This is a genomic window from Mesorhizobium sp. M0058 (assembly GCF_040323095.1).
Lineage (GTDB): Bacteria > Pseudomonadota > Alphaproteobacteria > Rhizobiales > Rhizobiaceae > Mesorhizobium.
Map to the genome: position 1 here is coordinate 47,203 of NZ_JAMYUQ010000027.1, position 13,390 is coordinate 60,592.

Annotated in this window: 5 protein-coding genes; 4 read left to right on the forward strand and 1 reads right to left on the reverse strand. The window is 58.6% G+C overall.

Annotated features, from left to right (window positions below):
* Positions 1-29: 29 nt before the first annotated feature.
* Positions 30-857 (reverse strand): thermonuclease family protein, encoded by an 828-nt coding sequence (locus tag NKJ75_RS30570; protein ID WP_352500572.1) that lies wholly within the window; start codon positions 855-857, stop codon positions 30-32.
* Positions 858-1,393: 536 nt separating this feature from the next.
* Here NKJ75_RS30570 and NKJ75_RS30575 point away from each other — a divergent pair.
* The 4 genes from NKJ75_RS30575 to NKJ75_RS30590 all read left to right on the forward strand — a co-directional run.
* Positions 1,394-6,982, forward strand: a complete 5,589-nt coding sequence (locus tag NKJ75_RS30575; RefSeq protein ID WP_352500573.1) for a DUF3320 domain-containing protein — start codon at positions 1,394-1,396, stop codon at positions 6,980-6,982.
* Positions 6,983-7,053: 71 nt separating this feature from the next.
* Positions 7,054-8,313, forward strand: a complete 1,260-nt coding sequence (locus tag NKJ75_RS30580) for a metallophosphoesterase family protein (protein WP_023822629.1) — start codon at positions 7,054-7,056, stop codon at positions 8,311-8,313.
* Positions 8,310-11,780 (forward strand): AAA family ATPase, encoded by a 3,471-nt coding sequence (locus NKJ75_RS30585; RefSeq protein WP_352500574.1) that lies wholly within the window; start codon positions 8,310-8,312, stop codon positions 11,778-11,780. The genes NKJ75_RS30580 and NKJ75_RS30585 overlap by 4 nt, the downstream gene beginning before the upstream one ends.
* A 758-nt stretch (positions 11,781-12,538) precedes the next feature.
* Positions 12,539-13,390: transposase (locus tag NKJ75_RS30590; protein WP_352500575.1), on the forward strand; the 852-nt coding region annotated here is incomplete at its 3' end.

A 13,390-nucleotide genomic window follows, 5' to 3' on the forward strand; every position in this document is an offset into this window, starting at 1 on the left:
TGGGGATGGGCTCAAAGCGTGAGCCCAGGTCAGCAAACGCCTTCGCACGGAATCCCGTCGCTATCTCGATCCAACTTGCTCCCCCATGTGCAGTTGGCGAGATACCAACGTGCTTCTTCGCAAGAAGAAATCTGCGTGCACAACCGGCGAGGTTGGCATGAGTAGCTCTGTGCTACTTGGCGACGGCTGACAAGCCCAAAGGGGCTTTTGGTTGGGCTCGCAGATTCGGCATGTTGTTCGCGCCAATCCCAAGGGTTGTCAAACGTCCCAATCCAGATTCCAACCTTTGCGGTTTCAGCATTAGTTTGCTGTTGCGCATAGGCGCCGTGGCTATAGCGGGGCCAGTCCAAGGCTTGGCCATGTTCGACCATCCAGGACGCGACGCTGACACCGTCCGCGCGCCGACAATCGCCGACGAAGCGACGGTACCGATCCCATGAAACAAATGTGCATTGGACAGGCTGCGAAGCCGCAAGGAAATTCGCCAATGCTTCGGCCGCCCGGCGCCCGCAGGGGTATTGATGTGCGCTAGCGTCATTGCAGTATTGGCGGCTTTCGGGTGCATCGATGCCGTTGAAGCGGACGCGCTGCCCGTGGATCTCTATCGTGTCTCCATCAATCACCGATGCTATGCCTACAATCGGCGCCCGTCTCGACCCGGCCGAGTTTGCTATATCGAGACCACGTAACTGGTCACCCGAGCCTGTAAAATAGTGGGTCGCGTAAGCAGCCAAGGCCACCACGATCACCACGATCAGAGGCAAGCGCACATCTGGAGAGAAACGTCTGCGGACGATTGGTTCCGCGCCGCGCCTTGGTCGCGCGCGGCGACGATAAGAATAGCGATTGTTATTCAATTTCCGATCCTTTGCGAAACGCAAGCTGCATGATTTGTAACGTGCCTCTGCACCATTCATAGGCGCTTTTTTCGCTGGCGCTGGTTTGCCTTGTAGTTCGGCGCTTTGAACACCATGGTGCCTTCGCAGATCAGCCCGAAGTCACGACTCTGTAGTTACCTTTTCCGTAAACACGACCATCTTTCCGCGCTGGAGCCTACAAGTTTTCTCGGAATGAAATTAGGAGGCCGATTCAAAAAGAAGTCGGCTTGTGCGCCAGTTGGTCGTGGCCGGCGAGGCGGATGCCAGAGCTGCCAATACCTCGTCCACACGTATGATGGCATTTTGTCCGAAAGGGAACCTCGAGATCAAGGTGGGGATGCGAAGTGTCCGGAACATTAAACAAACATCCGCAATTTTTCCACCAAGCCGCAGTGCTCACAATACTAAACGATTGAAGTGTTGGTGGTTGCCATTCGAGGTTGAAAAACCAGCATTTTATGTTGCGGACAGCCCTTGTCTAGGCTCTATGTGTCCAGCCTATCAGGGGGGTGTGAGTGTCGGAAGTTGAAAAATCGGTCTTCCAAAGCGATCTGCCTTTAAAGGAAAAGCTCGAGCGAGCCAGGATGGAATTGCTCGACCTTTCTGCTCGCAACCGACTTTTGAATGTGCCACGGTTTTCAAAGAGCGCGAAGACGATCGATATTGTCGACGAGAGGTCGTCTGAGATCTATCGATTGCTGGTGAGCGAAGGAAAGGCTTTTACCTTCCTGGCCGGCAAGCCGGATCGGCCGAAGGCAGGCCAGGTTGAAAGCAGCCCTCCAGACGAGGAAATCGACTATTCCCCCGTTGCTCTTGCTCAGCCTGAGGACGAAGGATTCGACGATAGAGGGGTATCTGCGCGACATTCTGACACCAAGCTTCAGACGAGGATGACCCCAACGGGGCTGCAGCGCCGGCTCCTTGATCTCTACCACGATGCCCGCACACTTGAGGAAGAGCAGGGCGTCAATATCCTCTTTCTGGCCCTTGGCATGCTGAAGTGGATTGACCCGAGCAACAAAGAAAACATCCGTCAGGCTCCTCTCATTTTGGTCCCGGTACGGCTGGAGCGAGGGGCCGCTGGAGAAAAGTTTCGGCTGCGAGCTCGTACGGAAGATCTTACCGCAAACCTCTCCTTGGAACTCTATCTCGACCGCATTCACAAGCTCGCCCTGCCGCGTTTTGAAGTAGGAGACGACTTCGACGTCTCGGCCTATCTCGATGCCGTTGCCGAAGCAGTGTCGACCAAAGAGGGTTGGCAGGTGCTTGCCGATGATATGGTGCTCGGCTTCTTCTCGTTCGCTAAGTTCTTGATGTACCGTGACCTGGATCCGGATCTCTGGCCGGATGGCGCAAAGATTATCGAACAACCGAAGATCCGCTCGCTTCTTTCAGATGGTTTCGAAACACGCGAACCGCTGATGTCGGACGACATTGCGATTGATCCGCATATCGCGCCTGCCGAAATGTTGCATATCGTCGACAGTGACAGTTCTCAGACGCTGGCGATCCATGATGCAAGAAAGGGTCGCGACCTCGTTATCCAAGGTCCTCCCGGGACAGGAAAATCGCAGACGATCGCAAACATTATCGGGTCGGCCGTTGCCGATGGAAAGACCGTGCTGTTCGTTGCGGAAAAAATGGCCGCACTTGAGGTCGTGAAGCGACGGCTTGACACTGCGGGGGTGGGGGACGCCTGCCTTGAGCTCCATAGCAACAAGGCAAACAAGCGCATGATGCTGGAGGAGTTGCGGCGCACCTGGCAACTCGGATCGCCTCGCGGACAGCTTGCTTCTTCCCTTACTGAACGCCTGCTGGAGGCTAGGGACAAACTCAATGCACATGCTACAAGGATGCATGTTCCATTTGGAACGTCCGAACTCACTCCATACCAGGTTCTTGGCCAGCTAACCCGACTAAGGCAGAACGGGCAAAAGCCAGTTGACATTGAACTTGAGGATGCCACCGCTTGGACGAATGACGGTGTCTCGCAACGTCGCAAACTTCTCGATGACGTGTCTCAGCGGATCAACGAGATCGGCTTGCCGATCCACCACCCATGGCGGGGAGTTGGCCTGGATGTCGTTCTACCAACGACCATTGAGAGGCTCGTCCCACGCATTGCGTCGTCGCTGGATCAAGCAAAGGCTCTGCACGCCAAACTGGCCGATATTGCTGAGCGGATCGAGGCGAAGCCTCCGCAAATCCTCAGCGACAGCGGCGAGGTAGAAGATCGCGCTGAACTTCTCGCGTCCGCACCTGGACTTCCTGCCGAGGCGCTAGTCTCGCCGGTTTGGGATGAGCGTCCAAAGGACATTGCATCGCTTCTCTGGACAGGAACAGATTTCAACCGCAAATCCGAGGAACTGTCGGAGCAGTTGGTGGCGACGGCTATCGATACGCCAATTGAAGGTCTCGAGACAGAGCTTGCTAAGCTTCCTTCAGACTTTCCGAAAGATGGTTTCGTTCGTGCGCGCCAGCTAACCGTGTTGCTCCCACGCTTAAGAGAAGAAGCTGAGCGGCTAAATCAAGAACTGGGGTCTACCGTTTTACCGGACACGCTTGGAGGACTCCTCAGGTTAGTGATGACCGGCGAGAGAGTTGCGGCAGCCCCCGATGCGAGCCCTGAGGCATTCGCAGCCACAGTTTGGGACTCCGGGCTGGAACAGGCTGGTGACCTTGCCGACAGCGTAGCAACGCTAGAGACTGCTAGAGCCGAGCTTCAGGGCAAAGTTGTTGATGCCGCGTGGAGTACCAACGTGGCCGCGGCGCGGCAAGCGCTCGCCGAGCACACGGGAATATTGAAAGCATTGAATGGTGACTACCGTCGTGCCACTGCACTTGTGCGGACTATTTTGGTGGCCCCTAGCGCGCCTGCGGCGGAGATAGTGGGTCTCCTCGACATTCTAATGAAGGGCCAAGCGGCCGCAGCAAAAGTGCGCGAAGGCGACGCCTTTGGCGGTTCCGCCTTCGGAGCCGATTGGCGCGGTGAGAGATCGTCTTCGGCACCACTCCAGGCCTTAGTGGAGTGGATGCGCACGCTGAGGGGACTTGGCTCGGAACCGCGAATTATAGCCGGGCGGATGGCGGAGCGCTCTGAAGCGGGCGCGCGTGCGGTGCGAGTTCGTAAGGTGATCGACATCGGTCAGCCGATCATCGAGGGGTTTTGGAACGATTTAGGCCACCTTGCGTCATCCATGCAAGGTGACGTGGCTTCCCCCGAGCGGGCCTCGCTGCAACTGATGGAAGCGAAGGCAAGCACTGTAGCTCAAGCCGATGACGCGTCACGACAGGTGCTGACTGACGTTCCAGATCTGATCAGTGAGCGGGTGGAGATACTGCGCCGACTAGGCAGACTACAAGCGCTTGATCAAGAGATCGAGGACGGGGAAAGCCTTGGCAAGTTCGCATTTGGCTCGTCGTGGCTCGGTCGAGGATCCGATTGGGCCGCGCTCGCGCAAGCCGAACTTTGGCTGAGAGAAAATGGCTCAATCCGGCATTTGGCTGCGCGGTTGCCTGAAAGAAAAGAGATCGCAAACTTGGCGCGTTCAGCGCGTGAAGCGGCCCAAGCGGCAGCGCGGGAATTGAAGGCGCTTGCAGGGGATTTGAAAGCCGATGCTCCCTCCTTGTTTGGAGTAGACGATTTTCCAGACGTCGCGATAGTCGAGGTTGTTTCTCGACTGGAGGGGTGGCTCGATCATCAGGAACAGCTCTCGAAATGGGTTGCCTATGGAGAGCGATCCGAAACAGCCCGAAAGGCTGGACTGGGACAGTTGATAGACGGCCTGGCCGACGGCCAGATTACAACAGGATCGGCGCGATCAGTCTTCGATATGGCCTACTACGAACGGATGTTTCTAGCGATGGCGACCGATGAGCCGGAGCTGGCAAGGTTCGACGGGGAACTGCATTCCAGGGCTGTACGTGACTTCGCCGATCTGGACCGACAGAGGATCAAGGCCGGTGCCATCGAAGTTGTGACGGCTCATCACCGAAAAATTCCTTCAAGAGACGGCGGAGCTGGACCAGTCGGACTGCTTCGTTCTGAGATGGCGCGCAGACGGGGCCACATGCCTATCCGGCAGTTGATGCAGAAGGCAGGGCCTGCCATCCAGGCACTCAAGCCAGTGTTCATGATGAGCCCGCTTTCGGTGGCCCAATTCCTGTCGCCCGGCAGGATGTCCTTCGATCTTCTTGTGATGGACGAGGCGTCTCAGATACAGCCTGTGGACGCGCTTGGCTCGATCGCCAGGGCCAATCAGGTGGTCGTTGTTGGCGACGAACGCCAACTGCCACCCACGACATTCTTCGCGAAGGTGACAGGCTCGCAGTCTGAAGATGACGAGGGTGAGGGCGCGCAGGTCGCCGACATAGAAAGCATCCTCGGCCTGTTCACGGCCCGCGGCTTGCCGCAGCGTATGCTCCGCTGGCACTACCGTAGCCGTCACCAATCTCTGATCGCCGTATCGAACAGCCAGTTCTACGAGAACCGGCTTTTCATCGTGCCAAGCCCCTATACCCAAGAGGCAGGCATGGGGTTGCGGTTTCAGCATGTGCCAGAGGGGGTCTTCGATTCCGGTGGCACAGGAACCAATCCGGTAGAGGCGAGAGCAGTAGCCGAAGCGATCATCCGTCATGCGAAGGTGAACCCGCGAGAGACTCTAGGCGTTGCAACATTTTCGGTTAGCCAACGCCGCGCGATCCAGGATGAACTCGAAGGGCTGCGGCGACTAAATCCCGATACGGAGGAGTTCTTTCACGCGCACCCCAGCGAGCCATTCTTCGTCAAGAGCCTTGAAAATGTTCAAGGCGATGAGCGCGACGTGATCATGATCTCAGTGGGGTATGCCAAGAATGCGCAGGGGTACATGGCCATGCGTTTCGGCCCTCTTGGTGCGGAAGGCGGCGAGCGTCGGCTCAACGTCCTCATAAGCCGCGCCAAGCGCAGCTGCGAAGTATTCGCGTCCATCACAGACGAGGACATCGACCTGGAGCGTGGCAAAGGGAAAGGCATCTTCGCCTTCAAGCTCTTCTTGCACTACGCGAGAACAGGGCGAATTTCGCTTGCCCAGGCCACGGTTCGCGAAATGGATTCAATCTTTGAAGAGCAGGTAGCCAACGCGCTGATCGGAAAGGGTTACCAGGTTCATGCTCAGGTTGGCATTGCAGGCTTCTTCATCGATCTCGCGGTTGCTGATCCGGAGAGGCCAGGCCGCTATATTCTTGGCATCGAATGTGATGGCGCAGAATATCATTCATCGCGCTCGGCCCGAGATCGAGACCGGCTACGGCAGTCTGTTCTGGAAGACCATGGTTGGATAATCCATCGCATCTGGAACGCTGACTGGTTTCAGAGGCCACGCGAGCAGCTGGAGCGAACCATATTAGCGATTGAGGCTGCGAGAAAAGAGCTCGATGAGCGGGCCGAATTGGGGGTCCAGAGAAATCGTGCTGTAGCCGTGCAGGTTGTTACGGTCGACAGAGGCAACGTGACGGAAATCGGTCTCGAAAGCACAAAGGGATCCGAGATACCCAATCGAGCCTACGAAGAGGCCGAACTAAACCGACCGGGATCGTTCGAACTCCACGAGACGCCCAGCGGAATCATGGCCGGACTGGTCGAGCAGGTGGTGGCTATAGAAACACCAATCCATGTCGACGAAATAGTTTCGCGTATTCGGGGCGCGTGGGGTCTGCAGCGGGCCGGTGGCAGGATTCAGGATGCAATCGAGCGAGGGGTAGGCATAGCGCAGAGAGGTGGTGCAGTAGCCCGTCGGGGCAGCTTCTGCTTCAAGCCAGGTGCTCCTGTTAGTCTCAGGGATCGCAGCGGCGTCGTGTCCGCTGGATTGCGCAAGCCCGAAATGATTGCGCAGGACGAAGTCGCCCAAGGCGCCATGGAAGTCGTGAAATCCAACCTCGGTGCGACGGAGGAAGAAATCGCAATAACCGTTGCGAGAATGCTGGGCTTCAAAGCCACAAGTGCACAATTGCGGCAGTTGATTTCAGCTGGGGTCGCCGATTTGATTGCCAAGGGCTTGCTGCGGCCCCAAGACGGTTTGTTGGTGGCCGGCGAGTCCGCGAGCGAGGCATTAGCTGAAGTGTGACCGGGCATTGTAGAGCCCTCGTTGCAATCTCTGTTGAAGCTCGGAACACCTCTTTTGCTGGCGGAGGCTGAATGGCATTTCGATTCGTACACACGGCCGATATTCATCTCGACTCGCCGCTGCGTTCGCTCGCGATGCGTAATCCCGATCTTGCCGGGCTCGTGGGCGACGCCAGCCGCCAGGCATTCGTTTCGATAGTGGATCTCTGCCTAGAGGAACGCGTGGATGCGTTGGTAATAGCCGGCGACCTATACGATGGTGATCAAACCTCGATGAAGACGGCGCGGTTCCTGGCAGCGCAGATGACACGCCTGCACCAGGCCGGCATCAGGGTTTTCAAGATCCGCGGCAATCATGACGCCCTGTCGCGGATTTCCAAACAGCTGGTGTTTCCTGACACCGTGACCATTTTTGGCGGTCGTGCTCAGTCGGTATTGCAGACAGCCGGCGGTGTGGACGTCGTTTTCCATGGTTTGAGCTTTGCGAACCCTAAGGCGCCGGACAGCCTGCTGCCCAAATATCCGGCTGCTCGCGAAGGAGCCGTCAATATTGGCATCATGCATACCAGTCTGGCCGGATCGCCCGGTCACGACGTTTACGCGCCCTGCAGCATCGCTGACCTGCACGCCCACGGTTTCGACTATTGGGGGCTTGGCCACATTCATCTTCGCCAAGTCCATTCCGGCGCAAGCACGGTGGTGATGCCGGGAATACCGCAGGGGAGGGACATTAACGAGGCCAGTGAGAAATCAGTTTCCCTAGTAACGGTGCGCGACGACCGTTCGGTGGAGGTCGAGGAAAGGCTGACCAGCGTTGCGCAGTTCGAGCGGGTCAGCGTCGACCTTACCGGAGCAGTTGAGTGGCCGGAAGCCGTCGCGCGTGTTCGCTACGCACTCGAAGAGATGCGGGCCACCGTCCGCTCGCGTCATGCTGTGGCCCGCGTTGGCCTAACAGGAACATCACCATTCTTATGGGCGCTGATCCGCGACAGAGATCTCCTTCTTGCCGAAGCCGAACAGGCTGCGGAACAGCTAGGCCATACGTGGGTGGAGAAGCTCGAGCTTGACCTCGCGCCACCTCGGGCGGAGACGGCCGAGGATACTGCTGATCCGATTTTCGAACTCGAGCAATCCATGCGCGCCGATGCCACCTCGGATGCCTTCCGCGCCGAGGCGAGGGCGTTCGTCCAAAGGATGGTCGCCGACCTTCCGGCCGACGGACGGGATTTTGCTGGGAAGGACGAAGCCGGGCTGGAACGGTTCCTCGATCAGGTGCTTTCCAAGGGCGCAGACTTGGTGACTTCCCGCCTTAAGTCCGGTGGATCGTCATGAGGCTGCAGCGCCTTGACCTCATTCGCTATGGAAAGTTCACCGATGGTACGATCGACTTCGGACCCAAACCGGAATCCGGACCTGATCTGCATATCGTGTTTGGCCTGAATGAGGCCGGCAAATCGACAGCGCTTTCCGCCTATCTAGATTTGCTGTTCGGCATCGAGGAACGGAGCCGCTACAACTTCCTGCATGAGTACAGCGCCATGCGCATCGGTGGGGTGCTGGAACTGGCCGGCTCCGAGCACACGTTCACGCGTACGAAACAGCGTACTAATTCGCTATTGAACGCGACGGGCCAATCGGTGAGCGAGGTGGCGATCACGGCGCATCTCGCCGGACTGTCGCGTGACGCTTACACGACTATGTTTTCACTCGATGACGAGACGCTGGAAGCCGGCGGAAAATCGATCCTGGAGTCGCGGGGCGACCTCGGCAAGCTCCTCTTCACGGCCAGCGCCGGTCTTGGGAACGCAAGCGATACGTTGAACGCCCTCGAGGCCGAAGCAGACGCGCTGTATCGGAAGCAGGCGCATGGCACCGAACTGGCGCTGCTGAAGAAGCGCCTTGTTGACGTGAAGTCGCGCAGGGATGCGATCGACACACTTGCATCGACCTATGAGGGGCTGGAGGCCGAACGTCTCGATGCATCGCAGCAGTACGGCCGAACCATCAGCGATCGGGCGGTGCTGGTGGCCAGGCTGGATACCATTGCTCGTTACGTACGTGCTGCGCCGATGCTGGCGGATATGCGCCGCAAGATTGCCCGGCTGGATCAGCTGCCGGACATCACCTCCCCAGCCCGGACATGGACGGGAAGTGTCACCGAACTGATCGATGACGATGCCAGCCTCAGAACGCGACTGTCCGCAAACATCGATGAGATCGAGCGGCTGTCGGCAAAAGTCACTGCGGTCCACGAGGACGAACGGATCCTGTCGATTTCCGAACGCATTCGCAGCCTGGCGGAGGGCAAGGTGCGCCATACCGCGGCTGGCTTTGACTTGCCCACTCGCAGGATGGGGCTGCAAATCCTCAACAACACCGTGGCAAGCTGCCTTGCCGCGTTGGGCCGGTCTTCCGAGCCGGATCCTGCCGCACTGCTTCTGCCTGCCGTCACAGTTGGCGTCGTTCGCGCTATGGTCGAGCAGAGGTCCGGTATTGCTACGGGGGCGCGCGCCGCCCGCGACGAGGCGGCGGCAGCACTCGATGCGTTGCAGGTGGCAAGGCAGCGGGTCGGCGAGGAAAGGGCGGTGCCCGAACCCGCCAGGGCAAGGCTGGGCTCGGCTTTGTCGAAAGCGCGAGCAAGCGGACACAAGGCAGAGATCAAGACGGCTCGCGAGGCGGGAGATGCGGGAACAATCCGATGGAAGGCATTGCTGGCTCGCTTGCGTCCATGGAACGGAGATGCCCTCGCTCTCGCCAACGTTGCGGTTCCGAGCGCCGGGCAGATTGCCGCCTGGAAGACAGTAGCGTCAGTACTGGCAAGGAACACCGCGGTACTTGCCGAACGCCTCGCCGAATACGAGGGCAACCATGCAATGCTCGCCGCACGATTGGATGCCCTTCGAGCCTCGGTCGACGTTGTCGACGATGAAGCGGCTGCCGCCATCCGCCGTCTCCGCGATGATGCGTGGGCAACGCACCGCGCAGTGTTGACTGGTGACACCGCTGACGATTTCGCCGTGGCACTGACGCGCGATGACGTTGCCAGCGCAGGCCGGCTGGCCGGCGCGGCGGATATGGCCGAGATCCGGGCAATGACGCGTGCCCTGGCCGAGGCCACTGCCAACCTGTCACGAAACGGCATCCAAAGCCAACAGCTCGTCAAGGATGCGGATACCCAATTGTTGGAAATCCGTGTGGCCGCCAGCGACCTCCTCGGAGAAGCCCTGGAACCTTCGTCTGAGCGCCTGATCGAAAGGATCGAGGATCAGATCGAGGCGCGCAGCGATGCGCTCGCTGCCTGGGAGCAGATCGAACTTGCTCGCTTGAAAGCCGAGCGAGCCGCTGACGCCGGCGAGCAGATACACTTGGAAATGAGAGCGGCGCTGGAAAGCGTCGGCATAGTATCAGAGCCCGGCGACACCCTCGAAGCAATCATGGCCATCGCGGAGCTGTTTCTGGACCGGCAGCGCAAGGTGGACGCCGAGTATGCCGAGGCGCTCAGAATGGTGAGTTCCAAAGAAGAGGATCTAGCTGCCCGACGGGTTGCGGTAGGGGTGGCGGAGCGTCGCGAGGAGGAATGGCTGGCCGGCATTACCGAAGCGCTCAAGGGAACGTGGCTCGAAAGCGGTCTGTCCGCGTCAGGCGTTGGCGCTGTGCTCGATCAATTGGCCGAACTGTCAAGAAGCCTGCAGGAACGGGAGGATCTGCAGCTGCGTATTGACAAGATGGAGGCCGACAGGGCCAATTTTCTGGTCGAGGTCATCGCCGTTGCGGTCGAAGCCGACGAGCCGACGAAGGATGGCGAGCCGGAGCAGTTGGCCACCCGCCTTGCCGAGCGCCTGGAGCGTGCCGAGCGGACACGTGAAACGAAGGCAAGCCTCGGCAACGAGCTGAAGCGCCTCAAGGAGGCGCGCGAAATCCTCGACACCGAGATTTCGGCACACGAACGCCGCAAGAATGAAGTGCTGGGCGTCTTTGGCGTCGCCACTCTGTCCGAGGTAGTCGAACGCGACGAGCTGCTGCGTGAGCGCGATGGCTTGCGCACTACCGTCGCCGAACTTGAGGAGCGGATAGTGACGGAACTCGCAGTCGATGGATTCGACCAGGCACGCTCGATCCTGGACGCGATCGATTTCGACAGCCTCGCGGTCGAGAAGGCTGAGGGCGAGCAGCGGCTTCGCCAGTTCGATGAAATCATCCAGCAACAGCTGATCCGACAGACCCGCGCGGCAGACAAGTTGGACGCCATCGGCGGTGACAGCGCGGTTGCCCGCCTGGATGCCGAACGGCGCACAACCCTGTTGGAAATCGAGGAGAAGGCCGTTCGCTACATTGAGCTGAAGCTTGGTATCATGTCGGCTGGAAATGCTTTGCGGATCTACCGTGAGAACCACCGTTCGGGGATGATGGCGCGTGCATCAGACGCATTCAAGCTAATGACCCGTGGGCAGTATTCAGGCCTTACAACCCAGCCCGTCAAAGGCGAGGAGGTTCTCATCGCGGTGCAGCGCGACGGGCAATCCAAGCTCGCTGAAGCGCTTTCGAAGGGCGCGCGCTTTCAGCTCTACCTAGCACTGAGGCTCGCCGGTTATTACGAGTTCGCCCAATTCCGGCCCTCGGTTCCCTTCATCGCCGACGACATCATGGAAACCTTTGACCATATTCGCTCGGAGGAAGTTTTTAGATTGTTTGGGGAGATGGCGAACACAGGTCAGGTCATCTATCTCACGCACCACAAGCACCTATGTGAAATCGCCAAGGCTGTTGTGCCACAATCTACCATTCACCAGCTGGATTAGGCTCGATTAGAATTCGCGTCAAAACGGTTCAACTAACCAACTCGTCTGACATAGGAACCTTCGATCGAATCCGTCATGACGTCCCATAGAGGCTGAGAAATGCCTATTTTGTTCTGCAATGTTGCGTGGATGAACGACTACGCCGGGCGGAGCGCGGATGCCCGCCTCTCGGTGGCGGGGCATTTCGAGTAAGCAGGGTTATTGCGCCGAAGAATGCATATTTGTTGCAGCCAATGACGGGTACGTTCACAGCGGTTCGAGACGATTAAGGGCGAATTGGATCGGCAGGTGCGCCCAGAACATGGGTTCAGTTCAAGGGGCGTAACCCGCCCAGCACTACAAGGATAAGATCAGGTCGTTCAGGGCTAGGACGCTCGCCGAAAATGCATTCGTGCTGCCCCGGAGGGATAGGAACCGTGTCAAAGGGTGGAGTGGCCAGGCAAGCTGGTGGTATGCGAACGATACGACAGATCGATCCGCCAGAGCATTCGTCAGAGAGTAAAGGCATCATCGAAGGCGAGCCAGTCGCTCCCGTCGGGGCATCGCCTGTTCATGATCGAAGTCGTGGCCGACCGGCTGGAGCGGCAGCGTCCGACGTCTACAAACGGTATGTGCGGAAGTACGAGATCAATGTCCATCCTCAGCATGACAGTCTGCACAAACAGTTCGTAGCGTTTCTCGGCGAGCGATATCCGCGGATTGATTTCCCGCTTGTTTTCGCGACGACCTTCGGTTGCGGTTGACGCAATCCGGAAGTGATGGTCGAGATCAAGCCTGCTGATGCGGCTACGATGCACTTCGCGATTCGCGCCGTGATCGGCCAGTTGCTCGACTACCGCCAGCATCAGCGGTGGACTGACCGACAGGTAATTCTCGTCGGTGCGAAGGTGACGAGCAAGAACGATCTAAGGAGACCTGTGCGCGGGTGTCTCTGGACTGGTGTGTTGATCTGTGATTCTCTCAATCAGTACAATGGATTGAGGGATGCGATGTCACGTCGGCGCATTGGTCAGCAAAAGTTTGGTTTTGCTGTTGATCGGGGCCAGCATTCGTCTTTGGATGCGCTTGCCAGACTGATTGACTGGGTGCCGATCGATCAGGCCCTTTGTGTGGTTTCCTGCTCTGCGAAGGGCGAGCCTGCCTGGCCGCCAGAGGCCTTGTTCAAGGCGATGCTGCTGTCGATCTGGTACGACTTGTCCGACGTCAAGCTTGCCGACTCGCTGGACGACAGAGGATCGTTCCGACGGTTCTGCGGGTTTTCGGTTCAAGAGCCGACACCAGAGCGAACGGCTTTCGTGCGTTTTCGAAAGGCCCTTGTGGCCCATGGACTGGACAAGACGCTGTTCGACGAGATCACCCGCCAGCTCAAGGCCAAAGCGATTCAGGTGAAGACCGGTACGCTTGTCGATGCGACAATCATCGCCTCGGCCAGTGAGGATGACGAAGAGGGCCATTGGGTCAAGCATAAGGGCCGACCAGCGGTTCATGGCTTCAAGGCCCATGTCGGTGCCGACGCCGATACAGCTCTGGTCGAGGAGATCGCCATCACGCCCGCCAACATCAACGACGGCAAGGCCGGTCCCGATGCTCTGCCTGACAACCCCGGCGAG

Bases quoted from the DNA above. Each gene is read 5' to 3' on its own strand.
- NKJ75_RS30580 (WP_023822629.1), top strand. From the start codon at position 7,054: ATGGCATTTCGATTCGTACACACGGCCGATATTCATCTCGACTCGCCG.
- NKJ75_RS30585 (WP_352500574.1), top strand. From the start codon at position 8,310: ATGAGGCTGCAGCGCCTTGACCTCATTCGCTATGGAAAGTTCACCGAT.